The sequence below is a fragment of the Micromonospora sp. C97 genome (assembly GCF_018070385.1).
GTDB classification, from domain to species: domain Bacteria; phylum Actinomycetota; class Actinomycetes; order Mycobacteriales; family Micromonosporaceae; genus Micromonospora; species Micromonospora parva.
In genome coordinates, this window is sequence record NZ_JAGPXU010000002.1 from 401,144 (window position 1) to 414,728 (window position 13,585).

A 13,585-nucleotide genomic window follows, 5' to 3' on the forward strand; every position below is an offset into this window, starting at 1 on the left:
GCCGGTGATCTAGGGTCGGCGACCATGGACGCCGAGATCACCGTCACCGAGCTGACCGCCGACCTGGCCCCCACCGTGGTACGGCTCTGCCAGCAGGCGCTCGACTTGCCCGAGGACGCCGCCGAGGCGGCTTCCATCGTGGACGTGCTCTGGCCGCGGGCCTCCGCCGACCGGCCGGTGGTCGGGCTCGGCGCGTACCGGGGCGCGGACCTGGTGGGGGTGCTGATCTGCTCGGTGTCGTCGGCCGAGCCGGGGATCGGGCACGTGGACCTGGTCGCGGTTCACAGTGATCAGCGGCGTCGGGGTGTCGGCCGGGCCCTGCTCCAGCGGGCCGAGCGGGTGCTCGCCGAGCGGGGGGTGACCGAGGTGCTGCTGGCCGGGAATCCGCCGTACTACGCGTGGCCGGGCATCGACGTCCGCTACACGCCGGCGGTCTGCGCCGCCCTCGCGCTCGGCTACCAGCAGGACCGGACCGCCTGGAACATGACAGCGGACCTGTCGTACGACGGGTCGCCGGCACTGCGGTCCACCGAGGCTGCCCAGCGGCGGCTGGCCGACCAGGGCGTCACCGTACGGCGGGCGGAGCCGGCGGACCTGCCGGCGTTGACGGCGTTCGCCAGGTCCACCTTCGGCGGTACCTGGGACGGTGAGTTGGCCGGGTCGGTGGGGCGCGCGGACGCCGGTTGCCACCTGGCGGAGCGGGACGGCGAGCTGCTCGGCTTCGCGGCGTACGGGTCGTCGCGGCCGAGTTGGTTCGGGCCGATGGGCACCGCGCCGGCCGCCGAGGGGTCGGGCATCGGTGGGGTGCTGTTGCGGCGTTGCCTGCGCGACCTGCGGGCGGCGGGGCTGGACCGGGCACAGATTGGCTGGGTCGGGCCGGTGCCGTTCTATTCGGGCAGCGCGGGCGCACGGATCGAGCGGGTCTTCTTCCTGTACCGGCGAGCCCTACCAACCACCTAACCGGGGCAAACAGGACGTAGATCCTTTCGCCCGCGTCGGCCATCGACGCCCCCTACCGTTTCGGTAGAGGAGGCAGCCATGACCACGGATGACAACCAGACCGAGGACGGCCCGCCGATCACCTGGAAGCCGGTGGGTGAACTCCCCGGTCAACTGCCGTTCGACCGGCTCGACTACGGCGACGCCGAGCAACTGGCCGAGATGACCACCGACGGTGAGCCGTCGATGGCCGAGGAACCTCAGGAGATGGTGGACGCGCCGATCCAACTGCTTCCGCCGTACAGCAGGGCACAGAAACGGCGCAACCAGCGCCCCCTACCGACCTGACGACGAACGGGGCGGACCGCGTCAGCGGCCCGCCCCGTTCGGTGTGTCGGAACTGGACTCAGAAGTCCATTTCCCCGCCACCCGGGCCAGCCGGGGCAGCCGGGGTCTTCTCCGGCTTGTCCGCGACAACAGCCTCGGTGGTGAGGAAGAGCGCCGCGATGGAAGCGGCGTTCTGCAGCGCCGAGCGCGTCACCTTGGCCGGGTCGATGATGCCCGCGGCCAGCAGGTCGACGTACTCGCCGTTGGCGGCGTTGAGGCCGTGACCCGCTTCGAGGTTACGGACCTTCTCCACCACGACGCCGCCCTCAAGGCCGGCGTTGACGGCGATCTGCCGCAGCGGGGCGTCCAGCGCGACCTTGACGATGTTCGCACCGGTCGCCTCGTCGCCGACCAGGTCGAGCTTGTCGAAGGCGGTCTTGCCGGCCTGCACCAGCGCGACGCCACCACCCGGGACGATGCCCTCCTCGACGGCGGCCTTCGCGTTGCGAACGGCGTCCTCGATGCGGTGCTTGCGCTCCTTGAGCTCGACCTCGGTGGCCGCGCCGACCTTGATGACCGCAACGCCACCGGCCAGCTTGGCCAGCCGCTCCTGCAGCTTCTCCCGGTCGTAGTCGGAGTCGCTCTTGTCGATCTCGGCCCGGATCTGGTTGACCCGGCCCTGGATCTGCTCGGCGTCACCGGCACCGTCGACGATGGTGGTCTCGTCCTTGGTCACCACGACCTTGCGGGCGCGGCCCAGCATGTCGAGGCTGGCGGCGTCGAGCTTGAGGCCGACCTCCTCGCTGATGACCTGGCCACCGGCGAGGATGGCGATGTCGGTCAGCATGGCCTTGCGGCGGTCACCGAAGCCCGGCGCCTTGACGGCGACCGACTTGAAGGTGCCACGGACCTTGTTGACCACCAGGGTGGCGAGGGCCTCGCCCTCCAGGTCCTCGGCGATGATCAGCAGCGGCTTGCCCGACTGCATGACCTTCTCCAGGATCGGGAGCAGGTCCTTCACCGACGAGATCTTGCTGTTGGCGATCAGGATGTACGGGTCGTCGAAGACGGCCTCCATACGCTCCGGGTCGGTCATGAAGTAGGCCGAGATGTAGCCCTTGTCGAAGCGCATACCCTCGGTGAGCTCAAGCTCCAGCCCGAAGGTGTTGCTCTCCTCGACGGTGATGACGCCTTCCTTGCCGACCTTGTCCATCGCCTCGGCGATGATCTCGCCGACGGTGCTGTCGCCAGCGGAGATGGAGGCGGTGGAGGCGATCTGCTCCTTGGTCTCGACGTCCTTGGCGAGCTTGGACAGCTCCTCCGAGACGCTCGCGACAGCAGCCTCGATGCCCCGCTTCAGGGCCATCGGGTTGGCGCCGGCGGCCACGTTGCGCAGGCCCTCGCGAACCAGGGCCTGGGCCAGGACGGTCGCCGTCGTCGTGCCGTCACCGGCAACGTCGTCGGTCTTCTTGGCGACCTCCTTGACCAGCTCAGCGCCGATCTTCTCGTACGGGTCCTCGAGCTCGATCTCCTTGGCGATGCTCACACCATCGTTGGTGATGGTGGGGGCACCCCACTTCTTCTCGAGCACGACGTTGCGGCCCTTGGGGCCGAGGGTCACCTTTACGGCGTCGGCGAGCTGGTTCATGCCCCGCTCGAGGCCGCGGCGCGCCTCTTCGTCGAACGCGATCATCTTGGCCATACGGCGTTGTCCTCCTGGACACTCACGGGCCACCCGAGATGTGTGCCCCGGATGGGCCGCCTGGTGTACGCACCTTGGGACGTCGCCACCTGGCGACGACGACGTCCTTCGGCCGGGCCGGATAGCCCGCGACGACCGGCCATGTGTCACCCCGGCGTCTCCACGCCGGTGCAACCTGGCCCCACCGTCCCGACCATTGGCACTCACGGTATGCGAGTGCCAATGACTTGTTTAGCACTCTCCCATGCCGAGTGCAAGCACGATGCCGCCGCTCAGCCGAGTTCCGCAGCCAGTACGGCGGTGTTCACCGGCGCCTCATGGGCCCGCTGCTCGGCGTACGTCACCAGCAGACCGATGAGTTGGGCCAGGTGAGCGGGCAGGGCCAGCACGGCGGTGATCCCGATCACGACCACCGCGCCGACCGCGGTGCCCGCCGAGGCGAACGGATCCGTTCCGAGCGGGGAGGTGCCCACCCCTTCCAGCACACCGGGGATCACCGTGCCGACGATCACCGCCGCGGCCACCAGGGCGACCCGACCGAGCAGCAGGCCCAGCCGATCATGGAACATCCGGAACGATCGGCCGATCGGGTTGTGCCGCTCGAAGAGATAGACCGGGCCGGCCATGCTCAGCGCGAGGGCCAGGTAGATGCCCGGCAGCACACAGAAGCAGAGGCCCACGCCGATCAGCAGGCCGATCAGCAGGGTCCAACCCCACAGCCCGAGGGCCCGGCGCAGGCCGTAGCGCAGTGCCGACTCCAGGCTGACCGGCTGACCGGCCGCCTGCTTGGTGATCACCCAGGTGCCGGCGGCCCATCCAACGGCCTGCACCAACCCGACCAGCAGGCTGCCGCCGACCAGCAGGACCAGAAGGTTCAGCAGCTCGGCGGCGAAGTTGTCAGGAAGCGCCGGGTTTGGACTCGACTCGGCCTGGGCGGCCCACTGCGCCGACGGGTCCAGCCCGAGCGAGATCACCGAGAGCACCGCCGCCGGCAGCACCTGGGTGAGCAGCACGATCGGCACCAACTGCCGCCAGCCCCGGCGCAACGCTGCGCCACATCTGTCGAACCAACCGCCGAGGCCGGCGCCGGGCGGCGTGACCAGTGCGTCGTTCGGGTCGAACCCGTAACCCGGCGGGTACCAGCCGGCCGGCGGCCCCGGATACCACGGCTGCCCGCCGTAGGGGCCCGACCCGGGCGGGTAGCCCCCGGTGGGCGGGAACGTCCAACCCTGCTGAGGCGCACCGGCGCCCCAGGACCCGGTTACGGGATCCCAGCCGGGCGGCGGGCCGGCCGGGGGCAGGCCCGGGCCCCAGCCGGGCGGCGGACCGGAGTGGCCGGGGCTGCCGGCGGGCGAGGACGGGTCCGGCTCCCCGGACCCGGCGGACGACGTGGGCGGGGGCGGCTGGTCGGTCATGAACGCTCCTCGGCATCGGCTGGAACGGTCACGATCTTCCCGGCTGGGTGCCCCTGCCGCAGCCCCGACTCACCGGGGCCGATCAGTCCGAAAGCTCAGCCGGTGACGCGTACGTGCTCGGCCTGCGGACCCTTCTGACCCTGGGCGATCTCGAACTCGACCCGCTGACCGTCGTCCAGCGCCTTGTAACCGTCCATCTCGATAGCGGAGAAGTGGACGAACACGTCCTGACCGCCGTCGACGGCAATGAAGCCGTAGCCCTTTTCGGCGTTGAACCACTTCACGGTGCCCTGTGCCACGGTGCACTTCCCTTACTCGCGCGGCCTTGCCTGACCCGGCGCACGGCGCAGCCGGGCGCCCCGACCACCGACTCAGCGATCGATGACCGCCATTGAGTGAGGTGACCGAAATCGCACGCTACACGAGGAGTGACGGCCGCGCACGGCCACAAATCGGACACACTCCGGGGCCGCGCCGAGGTGACGGCGAGCGGGCACAGCTCACGAGAAGGCGGCCATCCCCTGTGGTAGGCATGCGGACATGACCACCGACATGGGCTCGCCGGCGGTGCGGCTGGCGGAGATCCGCCGGGTCCGGCCGGAGGACGCCGCCCGGATGCGGGCGCTGCGCCTGGAGATGCTGGCCGACGCGCCGTTGGCCTTCCTGGAGACCCTGGCGGACGCGGCGGCCCGGCCACACAACGAGTACGCCGCCCGGGTCGCGTACACCTCAGCCGGTTCCAGCAACGCGCAGTTCATCGCCGACCCCGGTGGCCGGCTGGTCGGGCACGCCGGCGGCACCACCGCCCCGAACGAACCCGGCGTAACCGTGATCTACGCCGTCTACGTCACGCCGACCTGGCGCGGCAGCGGGCTGCTCGGCGAGCTGATCGACGGGGTGGCCGCCTGGTCGCGCGCCTGTGGCCGACCGGAGCTGCTGCTGGAGGTGGTGGTCGGCAACGACCGCGCCTACCGGGCCTACCAGCGCCTGGGCTTCCAGGACACCGGGGTACGCGTCCCGCACCCCACCATCCCAGCCCTCACCGAACTGCACATGCGCCGCCCCGCCTAGACCCGCACAGCCACCACACCCCGCTCCCCCGCCGCCCCGGTCGCGCAGCATGCCGGAGCACCATGATCGTGCTCGATCTGCGATGTAGTGGTAACCATTCGCCGGAAGGCCACCAGACCCTGGATCGAGCACGATCATGGATAGAAAGAGGCCCCGGCCGGACACGTCAGCGACAACCGTGCCCACGTCAGGGTTTCCGGGGCAGCCCGACCCGCGCAGGGATCAAGCCTGACCGCCCGGAGCGGGGCGGGCTGCCCCGGAAACCCTCAACCGCAAGGAAACGCGAGGCAGCCCCGGAAACCCTCAACCGCGACCGAGGCTCAGACGTGCCGCCGGGACTGCACGATCCGGAACCGGTTCGCCACGTACGCCCCGTCCGTCAGCGCCGAGTTGGCCGCCGCGTTGGCCCCACTGCCGTGGAAGTCGGAGAACGCCGCCGACTGGTTGACGAAGACACCTCCGGTGAGGTTGCAGGACAGGTGCACCCCGACCTCGACCGCCACCGCCTCGGCCGCGTCCAGCACCGCCTCGTCGGTGGAGTAGACCCCGGCGGTGAGCGCGCCCTTCTCGCCGACCGTCCGGCGCAGCAGTTCCAGGCTGTGTGCTGTGGAGTCGGTGGCGATGGCGAACGAGATCGGCCCGAACCACTCCCGGCCGTACGTCTCCGCGTCGTCAGCGGTCAGCTTCACGATCGTCGGGGTACGCACCACCGCGTCGGCGTACGACGGATGCTCCACGGCGCGCGACTGAAGCACCGGCTCGCCGACCTTGGTCACCTCGGCCAGCCGCTCCAGCACCCCGTCGTTGACGATGGCGCCGGTGAGTTCGACACCCCGGGCCGGGTCCGCGGTGAGCTTGCCGACGGCGGCGGCGATCCCGCCGGCCACCTCGTCGAAGCTCTTGTGCCCCTGGTCGGTCTCGATGCCGCCGGCCGGGATGAGGATGTTCTGCGAGGTGGTGCACATCTGACCGCTGTAGAGGGTCAGCGTGAAACCGAGGTTGCGGCACATGCCGGCGAAGTCGTCGGTGGAGTCGATGACGACGGTGTTCAGCCCGGCCTTCTCGGTGTAGACCGAGGCCTGCCGCGCGTGCGTCTCCAGCCAGTCGCCGTACTCGGTGGAGCCGGTGAAGTCGACGATCTTCACGGCCCGGTGCAGGGCCAGGTCGCTGGCGAGCTTCTCGCCGGGCGCCTCCGCCGCCAACATGATCAGGTTCGGGTCGAAGCCGGCCTCGGCGAGCACCTCCCGGGCGTACTTCACGGTGATGGCCAGCGGCAGCACGGCGCGCGGGTGCGGCTTGACGATCACCGGGTTGCCGGTGGCCAGCGAGGCGAACAGCCCGGGGTACGAGTTCCAGGTCGGGAAGGTGTTGCAGCCGATCACCAGCGCCACCCCACGCGGCACCACGTGGAACGTCTTGGTCATCCGCAGCGGGTCGCCCTTGCCGGCGGCCTTCTCCCAGCCCGCCGTGCCCGGGTGCCGGGTCATCTCGGCGTACGCGTACGCCAGGGCTTCCAGCGCCCGGTCCAGCGCGTGCGCGCCACCGGCCTGGAAGGCCATCACGAACGCCTGCCCGCTGGTGAACTGCACCGCGTTGGCCAGTTCGAAGATGTTCTTGTGCAGCCGGTCGAGGATCTCCAGGCAGACGCCCACCCGGGCCTGCGGGCCGGCGTCACGCCACGCCGGCAGCGCGGCGGAGGCGGCGCTGACCAGCTCGCCGGGGCCGGCGTGCGGGTACCGCACCGCCAACTCCACACCGAACGGGCTCGTCTCGGTGGCGACCCGAGCGCCGCTGCCGGGCTGGTCGAGCGGAAAATCACCACCGAGGTACGCCTCGAAGGCGGCCTTACCGTCGGCGGCGGCGGTCTCGCCGTACACCCGGGGGCTGGGGGATTCAGGATAGGCGGACCAGTAGCCCCGCTCCGTGATCGCGGTCAGCGCACGGTTGAGGGTGTCGGCGTGCCTGTCGTACAGGGGATGCGGGGTCTCCGTCATGCCCGCCATCATGCCTGAGTCAGGTCCGCGAGCAGTAGCGCGAATGCCCGGCAGCGGCGCATGCCTGAGTCAGGTCCGCGAGCAGTAGCGCCGATACCTGTCAGAGGGTGAGCTGCCAGTCGGTCCAGGAGTCCACCGGGCGGAAGCCGAGCTGCTCGTTGATCGCCACCATGTAGCTGTTGCTTGTCGCGTTCCAGGTGTCGATCACCTGTATCGCCGGCTGGTGGGTGAGCAGGTGGTGCAGGTTCTCCGCCTTGGCGATGAGGCCGAGCCGGTGCCCACGGTGGGCCGGGTCGACGATGGTGATCTGCTGGAACGCGTGCCAGTCGGCGGAGGCACCCACGTCCAGCAGCGTCCAGGCGACAAGTCGACCGGACGCCTCGTGGCGCATCCCGAGGTGGTAGCGCCGCCGGCCCCGGGCGTCCAGCGCCCGCTCGTTGCCGCGGATGCGCTCGGCGTCCACCCGCTCCGGCTCCCACTGCACGTCGCCCATGGGCGCGTCCATCAGCAGCCGGCCGTCGAGGTAGGCGATGTCGGCGACGTACTCCGGCGGGGTGGCCCCCTGCCAGCAGACCGACTGGTAGCCCTCGGCCCGCGGGCGGGCCTCGGCGAGCGAAGCCCGCAGCGCGACCCGGTCGAGCTTGCTGACGTCGAGCCGTCGGCGCACCTCGGCGAGGGCGGGCTGCGCTCCGGTAGCGGCGGCGAACGCGTCACCGGCCACGCTTCGGGCCGGCCCGCCGGGCAGCGCGGAGACCGCCATCCCCACCACCCGCTTGCGGCCGTGTTCGCGGAGCAGACGCACGCCGTACTCGTGCAGGGCCCGGCCGACTCCACGACGCCGCAGCTGGGGATGCACCAGCAGGTCGGCGGTGGCGTTGTCGGTGTTGTCGAGCTGCGGCAGGTCCAGTTGGAGGTAGCCGGCCGGCACGCCGTCCAGTCGGGCCAGCGCCCAGAGTGACCGGGTGCCGGGCATCGGCGTGTGGAACAGCGCGTCGAAGCGGCGCCGGCAGGAGGGCGGGAAGTCCGGCAGGTCGGCGTGGTTGACCGCTGACCCGATCCGGTACGCCTCGTCGACCGCGGTCCGGTCGGCGCCGTCGAACGACGCGATAGTGATGCTCATTGCGCTGAGGGTGCACCAGGCAAAAGCGATCGGGCCAGCGAATTAATCGCTGGCCCGATCGAACGTGGTCGGGAGGGACACTCGCACAACGCCTCCGGCGTTGGGTCGCAAGAACTTCAAAAGTCTTCGGCGAAATGCCCTCCCGCACGGAGCATCTTGCGCCGTCCGGTTCCTGCCGTCAAGTCCGTAGCGGCGGGTTTTCCACACTCACAGCGAAAACCCAGTTACTGGCTGATCCACCTGGCCCGTGGGTCAGCCGAGGAGGCCGGCGTCGCGGGCGGCACGCAGCGAGGGCTTGATGTGGTGGGTCGGGCCAACCTGGCCGGCCACCGCGTCGATGGTCTTCAGACCCTCGCCGGTGTTGAACACGACGGTCTCCGCCGACGGGTCGAGCCGACCGGACTCGACCAGCTTGCGCAGCACGGCCACTGTCACCCCACCCGCGGTCTCGGCGAAGACCCCGGTCGTGCGGGCCAGGTCGCGGATGCCCGCCCGGATCTCGTCGTCGTCGACGTACTCCATCCAGCCGCCGGTGCGGCGGACCGCTTCCAGGGCGTAGAGGCCGGCTGCCGGGTCGCCGATGTTGAGCGACTTGGCGATGCCGGTCGGCTTGACCGGGATGATCGTGTCGGTCCCGCCGTGCAGGGCGGTGGCGATCGGGTTGCAGCCTGCGGACTGCGCACCGAAGACCTTCCAGCCGCCGGCCGGCGCCTCGACCAGGCCGATCTCGACCAGCTCGGAGAACGCCTTGTCAATCTTGGTGAGCAGCTCGCCGCTGGCCATCGGAATGACCACCTGCGCCGGGATCCGCCAGCCCAGCTGCTCGGCCACCTCGTAGCCGAGGGTCTTGGAACCCTCTGCGTAGTACGGCCGGACGTTCACGTTGACGAACGCCGTGTCCTCGAATTCGTCGGTCTCCACCAGCTCGCCGCAGAGCCGGTTGACATCGTCGTACGAACCGTCGATGGCGACCAGTTCGCCACCGTAGACGGCGGTGGTGATGACCTTGCCCTGCTCCAGGTCGCTGGGGATGAAGACCACCGAGGGCACGCCGGCGCGGGCGGCGTGGGCGGCCACCGAGTTGGCCAGGTTGCCGGTCGACGCGCAGGCGAACCGGGTGAAGCCGAGCGCCTTGGCGGCGGTGAGCGCCACCGAGACGACCCGGTCCTTGAACGAGTGGGTGGGGTTGGCGCTGTCGTCCTTGACCCACAGCGGCGCGGTGATGCCCAACTCGGCGGCGAGGTGCGGGGCCGCCACCAACGGGGTCAGCCCCGGGTCGAGGGTGACCCGGCTGGCCGGGTCCTGACCGGCGGGCAGCAGTGCAGCGTACCGCCAGATGTTGTCCGGGCCGGCTTCGATCTGTTCACGGGTGACGGTGGCCAGCGCGGAGGTGTCGTAGTCGACCTCCAGCGGGCCGAAACACTCGTAACAGGCGTGCTGGGCGGCGAGCGGGTAGCGGGCCGAACAGGCGCGGCAGACCAGGGCGCGGGCCGGGCTGGCAGAGGTGTCGATGCCGGAGCTGACGAGCGTCGACGTCATGTCGAGAGTCCTCTCATCTTTCCCCGCATCGCACCGTGCGGCGGGGACGGAATTGGCACCTGCCCCGCGGGTCGCTCAGCGGTGAGCGCGCGGGGTGGTTGCCGGGGCGTCGTCGGGCCGTATCCCTCAGCCCCTCTGGATGAGGTATTCAGTTGTGCCGCCGAGTCTAGGCAAAGCTGGCCGTGGCCTCCAGGGCGAATCCCAGGGAGTGGGTCAGCGGGCGTTCACGGCCACCGGGTCGGTCACCGCGATCGGGTCCGTCACCGCACCCGACTGGGGCAGCGGCGTGGTCCGGGGGCGGGCGGCGAGATTCGCGGCGATCAGGGCGGCGATCGTGATGGCGGCCCCGACCAGTTCGACGGGTTCCGGGCGGTAGCCACGGGCGATCTGCACCGCGAAGGTGGTCACCGGAACCAGGTTCATGAACAGCGCGGCGTTGGCGGCACCGAGTCGCTGCACGCCGGTGTTCCAGGCCAGGACCGCGATGACGGCACCCACCACGACGGCGTACGCCAGCTGCGGGGTGACCGCCACGAGGTCGGCGGCGCCTGGCGCGTGCTGCCAGCCGACGGCGTCGGCGCCGATGCTCAGGACGAGCATGGCGGCCGTGCCGGCGAGCGCGGTCAGTGTGGTGAAGCGCAGCGGCGTCCACTCGCCGAACCGGCTGGCGCCGTGGGTGTAGATGGCCCAGCCCAGCACCGCGCCGATCATCATCAGCCCGCCGAGGCCGAACTGGCCGAGCCCGGCCAGGCTGCCGCGCGTGATCACCAGGCCGACTCCGATGAGCGCCACCAGGGAGAGGGCCAGCAGGAGCGGCTTCGGGCGTACGCCGTCGCGAGCCCAGCGGACGAGCTGGGTGATCACCGGGGTGGTGGCCACGAAGAGGGAGACCTGCTGCGGGGCGGCGTGTTCGAGCGCCAGGTTCGTGAGCAGGTTGAACCCCGCGAAGCCGACCACGCCGAGCACCACCACCTCCAGCGCCCTTCCACCGTGCCGCAGCGCGCCGGCCCCCTCGCGGAGCAGCAGGATGGCGACCAGGACGACGGCGGCCAGCAGGTAGCGCGCGGTGGTCAAATTGAGCGGGTCGACCCGGTCGAGCGCGCTGGCCAGGATCGGGAACATCACGCCCCAGCCGAGCACGGCGACCAGTGGGTAAGCGGTGGCGCGGGATCGCATCGGCAACTCCAATGTTCGAGTATCGTCGAACCAACGACACCGACAGTAGGAGCTTGTTCGACAATTGTCGAACAACGGTTACACTGGTCACATGGAGCCGCACGAACCCGACCTGACCGCCGTACCGGTCACCAGCGTGCTGGCCGCGCTCGCCGACGACGTGCGGCTACAGATCGTCCGGGCGCTCGCCGAGGGCGGCGAGTCCCCCTGCGGCAGCTTCGACTTCGGCGTCTCCAAGGCGACCCGCAGCCACCACCTCAAGGTGCTGCGCGAGGCGGGCCTGACCCGAACCCGCGCCGCCGGCACGAGCCGGCTGGTCCGGCTGCGCCGCGACGAGCTGGACAAGCTCTACCCCGGCCTGCTGGACGCGGTCCTCGCCCACCACCGACCGGCCTGACGCTCCCGCCTCGGCCCCTCCCGCACGTGTCGCTGACGGTCACGGCTGCGGAGCGGGTGACACCTACCATTCGCGCACGCTTTGGAGCTGAATCGTTTACGACATCAGCGCCCAGCTGGGAGCCGGCGCGCGGGGCACAGAGCCGGGCCGGCGCGCGGGGCACAGAGCCGGGCCGGCGCGCGGGGCACAGAGCCGGGGCTGCGGACGACCGCCCTTGACCGGCGCGTCGCCGGGGCCGCCTCGTCGAGGCCCCGGCGACGCGGAACGGGTGCGGTCAGACGACGATCGAGCTGCTCTCAGCCATCGGCGTCGCCGGCGCGGACTCAACCTCGCGGCGACGCGCGAGCAGCGTGTCGAGCGCCCAGGAACCCGGACCGAGGGCCGCGATCAGCAGGAACGACCAGCAGAAGAGTGCCGACAGCTCACCACCGTTGTGCAGCGGCAGCAGATGATCCGGCTGGTGCACGACGAAGTAGGCGTACGCCATCGAGCCGGATGCGAGCAGAGCGGCGGGTCGGGTGAAGAGGCCGGCCAGCACCAGCGCGCCGCAGACCAGCTGGATCAACGCGGCCCACCAGCCCGGCCAGGTGCCGGGGGCTATCGCCGCACCGGTCACGGGGTTGCCGCCGAACAACCCGAACACCGAGGTCACACCATGCAAAGCGAACAGCAGGCCGATCACGATGCGGAACAGGGACAGGGTCGGCCCGCCGAGCCGAGAAACGTTCATCGGTACCTCCATCGAAGGGATTGGATTCCCTCAATGTGAGGCATGAAAGTATCGAAGGTTATAGATTCCTTGTTAGTGGGAAAGTCCCCGGTTGGAATGTACCGGCGTGCAGGGCCCTCGTCGAGCGCTCGCCGCCTCACGGAGCCGGCCACCCGATCCCCTGAGCTGCGAAAACAATCGATGTCGCGTCGCTCCGACCGCCATGGGCACGCTCCCACAGTGTGGGTACGGCCGGTTACCCCACCTCAGACACCGGCGGACCGGCTGCTCGCGGCGCTGGCCGAGCTGGGCGGACGCCCGAGCGATGCCCTGAACGATTCAGCTCGAAAGGCATACCGGGACGGCACATCAGCCGGCCAGGGACAGCGTCACCGCCCCGGATCCGGGGCAGCTCCAGAGGCCCGGACCAGCAGACGGCAGGTGCACACCAGCGCTGCTGCGGGGCCAGGCAGCGGTGAGGCACCTCGATGGGTGAGGATCGACACATGATCTTCAGCTGCACGGCAGCACGGCGATGGTTCAGCGCAGTGGTCGCGGTGCCTCTCGCACTCGCCGCCTGCACCCCCGGTGACCATCGCGGCCAGGGTGGGGACCCGACGGGCCCGCCACCGACCCCGTCGAGCCCCACCCAGTCGCCCAGCGTCGCTCCGGTGGCCGAGTGTCCGGCCTCCGGCGTCCGGATCCGGGCGACCGGCGGGGACGCCGCCTCGGGCCTGCGCGCCCTCGGCATCGAGCTGGTCAACTGCGGCGAGCATCCCTACCAGCTCAACGGCTACCCGGTGCTGCACGTGTTCGACGAGGAACGCGAGCCGATCATGCTTCGGGTGGTCAACGGCGCCAAGGAGATCACCATGGGCTTCGACCAACCGCCCCGGAAGATCACCCTCGCTGCCGGTGAGCGGGCCACCGCCGTGGTGCTCTGGCGCAACCTGGTCACCGACTCGACAGTGGTGGCCACCAACGGCGCGTTTCTGACAGTGGCGCCTGCCGCCGGGCAGCCGGCCGAGGAGGTCGACCCGGACGGGCCGATCGACCTCGGCAACACCGGCCGGATCGGCGTCAGCGCCTGGAAGAAGGCCGACCCGTCCGCGCCGGTACCGACCCGGCCGGCCCCACCGCCGGCGCCGAGCGTGGTGCCGTCGTCGGTGAGCCCACCCGACAGCCGGTTGTGAGCC

The 13,585-nt window shown here is 70.6% G+C and carries 13 protein-coding genes and 1 riboswitch; of the genes, 5 read left to right on the plus strand and 8 right to left on the minus strand.

Translation table 11 applies throughout. The features are described from left to right. Window positions 1-24: 24 nt before the first annotated feature. Both KBX26_RS05065 and KBX26_RS05070 read left to right on the plus strand, forming a co-directional pair. Window positions 25-960: a GNAT family N-acetyltransferase gene (locus tag KBX26_RS05065; RefSeq protein ID WP_030327800.1), complete on the plus strand. Its 936-nt coding sequence runs from the start codon at window positions 25-27 to the stop codon at window positions 958-960. A gap of 78 nt (window positions 961-1,038) precedes the next feature. After that, window positions 1,039-1,287, plus strand: a complete 249-nt coding sequence (locus tag KBX26_RS05070) for a hypothetical protein (protein WP_030327801.1) — start codon at window positions 1,039-1,041, stop codon at window positions 1,285-1,287. A gap of 58 nt (window positions 1,288-1,345) precedes the next feature. On the opposite strand, the gene groL is transcribed toward KBX26_RS05070, so the two are convergent. The 3 genes from groL to KBX26_RS05085 all read right to left on the minus strand — a co-directional run bounded on the left by groL (window position 1,346) and on the right by KBX26_RS05085 (window position 4,682). Further along, on the minus strand, window positions 1,346-2,968 hold the full coding sequence (groL, locus tag KBX26_RS05075) for a chaperonin GroEL (protein ID WP_030327802.1): 1,623 nt from the start codon (window positions 2,966-2,968) through the stop codon (window positions 1,346-1,348). A 272-nt stretch (window positions 2,969-3,240) separates the two neighbouring features. Next, window positions 3,241-4,383: a hypothetical protein gene (locus KBX26_RS05080; protein ID WP_210864823.1), complete on the minus strand. Its 1,143-nt coding sequence runs from the start codon at window positions 4,381-4,383 to the stop codon at window positions 3,241-3,243. Between the two features lie 95 nt (window positions 4,384-4,478). Beyond that, window positions 4,479-4,682 (minus strand): cold-shock protein, encoded by a 204-nt coding sequence (locus KBX26_RS05085; RefSeq protein WP_030327804.1) that lies wholly within the window; start codon window positions 4,680-4,682, stop codon window positions 4,479-4,481. 241 nt (window positions 4,683-4,923) lie between these two features. Here KBX26_RS05085 and KBX26_RS05090 point away from each other — a divergent pair, with 241 nt between their 5' ends. Then, window positions 4,924-5,454 (plus strand): GNAT family N-acetyltransferase, encoded by a 531-nt coding sequence (locus KBX26_RS05090; RefSeq protein WP_030327805.1) that lies wholly within the window; start codon window positions 4,924-4,926, stop codon window positions 5,452-5,454. A 320-nt stretch (window positions 5,455-5,774) separates the two neighbouring features. Here KBX26_RS05090 and paaN read toward each other — a convergent pair whose 3' ends face one another. The 4 genes from paaN to KBX26_RS05110 form a co-directional block, all read right to left on the minus strand. After that, complete coding sequence (gene paaN, locus KBX26_RS05095) at window positions 5,775-7,448, minus strand: phenylacetic acid degradation protein PaaN (protein ID WP_210860658.1); 1,674 nt, start codon at window positions 7,446-7,448, stop codon at window positions 5,775-5,777. A 100-nt stretch (window positions 7,449-7,548) separates the two neighbouring features. Further along, complete coding sequence (locus tag KBX26_RS05100) at window positions 7,549-8,568, minus strand: GNAT family N-acetyltransferase (protein ID WP_030327807.1); 1,020 nt, start codon at window positions 8,566-8,568, stop codon at window positions 7,549-7,551. Between the two features lie 252 nt (window positions 8,569-8,820). Beyond that, the gene (gene thrC / locus KBX26_RS05105) at window positions 8,821-10,107 is read right to left on the minus strand and encodes a threonine synthase (protein WP_030327808.1); all 1,287 of its coding nucleotides are present in this window, start codon (window positions 10,105-10,107) and stop codon (window positions 8,821-8,823) included. 10 nt (window positions 10,108-10,117) lie between these two features. Further along, window positions 10,118-10,253: riboswitch (SAM riboswitch) on the minus strand. A 67-nt stretch (window positions 10,254-10,320) separates the two neighbouring features. Further along, window positions 10,321-11,283, minus strand: a complete 963-nt coding sequence (locus KBX26_RS05110; protein ID WP_051708109.1) for a DMT family transporter — start codon at window positions 11,281-11,283, stop codon at window positions 10,321-10,323. A 91-nt stretch (window positions 11,284-11,374) separates the two neighbouring features. Here KBX26_RS05110 and KBX26_RS05115 point away from each other — a divergent pair, with 91 nt between their 5' ends. Further along, a complete protein-coding gene (locus tag KBX26_RS05115; protein ID WP_210862139.1) occupies window positions 11,375-11,680 on the plus strand; it encodes a helix-turn-helix transcriptional regulator in 306 nt (101 codons plus the stop codon). Between the two features lie 274 nt (window positions 11,681-11,954). On the opposite strand, the gene KBX26_RS05120 is transcribed toward KBX26_RS05115, so the two are convergent. Beyond that, window positions 11,955-12,410 (minus strand): DoxX family protein, encoded by a 456-nt coding sequence (locus tag KBX26_RS05120; protein ID WP_210861511.1) that lies wholly within the window; start codon window positions 12,408-12,410, stop codon window positions 11,955-11,957. A 485-nt stretch (window positions 12,411-12,895) separates the two neighbouring features. On the opposite strand from KBX26_RS05120, the gene KBX26_RS05125 reads away from it, so the two are divergent. Next, window positions 12,896-13,582, plus strand: a complete 687-nt coding sequence (locus tag KBX26_RS05125) for a DUF4232 domain-containing protein (protein WP_245233486.1) — start codon at window positions 12,896-12,898, stop codon at window positions 13,580-13,582. The last annotated feature ends 3 nt before the right edge of the window (window positions 13,583-13,585 follow it).

Excerpts from the sequence above, each read along its gene's own strand:
- KBX26_RS05090 (WP_030327805.1), top strand. The coding sequence starts at position 4,924 with ATGACCACCGACATGGGCTCGCCGGCGGTGCGGCTGGCGGAGATCCGC.
- KBX26_RS05120 (WP_210861511.1), bottom strand. The coding sequence starts at position 12,410 with ATGAACGTTTCTCGGCTCGGCGGGCCGACCCTGTCCCTGTTCCGCATC.
- KBX26_RS05065 (WP_030327800.1), top strand. The coding sequence starts at position 25 with ATGGACGCCGAGATCACCGTCACCGAGCTGACCGCCGACCTGGCCCCC.
- paaN (WP_210860658.1), bottom strand. The coding sequence starts at position 7,448 with ATGACGGAGACCCCGCATCCCCTGTACGACAGGCACGCCGACACCCTC.
- groL (WP_030327802.1), bottom strand. The coding sequence starts at position 2,968 with ATGGCCAAGATGATCGCGTTCGACGAAGAGGCGCGCCGCGGCCTCGAG.
- thrC (WP_030327808.1), bottom strand. The coding sequence starts at position 10,107 with ATGACGTCGACGCTCGTCAGCTCCGGCATCGACACCTCTGCCAGCCCG.
- KBX26_RS05100 (WP_030327807.1), bottom strand. The coding sequence starts at position 8,568 with ATGAGCATCACTATCGCGTCGTTCGACGGCGCCGACCGGACCGCGGTC.
- KBX26_RS05125 (WP_245233486.1), top strand. The coding sequence starts at position 12,896 with ATGATCTTCAGCTGCACGGCAGCACGGCGATGGTTCAGCGCAGTGGTC.
- KBX26_RS05115 (WP_210862139.1), top strand. The coding sequence starts at position 11,375 with ATGGAGCCGCACGAACCCGACCTGACCGCCGTACCGGTCACCAGCGTG.
- KBX26_RS05070 (WP_030327801.1), top strand. The coding sequence starts at position 1,039 with ATGACCACGGATGACAACCAGACCGAGGACGGCCCGCCGATCACCTGG.
- KBX26_RS05110 (WP_051708109.1), bottom strand. The coding sequence starts at position 11,283 with ATGCGATCCCGCGCCACCGCTTACCCACTGGTCGCCGTGCTCGGCTGG.
- KBX26_RS05080 (WP_210864823.1), bottom strand. The coding sequence starts at position 4,383 with ATGACCGACCAGCCGCCCCCGCCCACGTCGTCCGCCGGGTCCGGGGAG.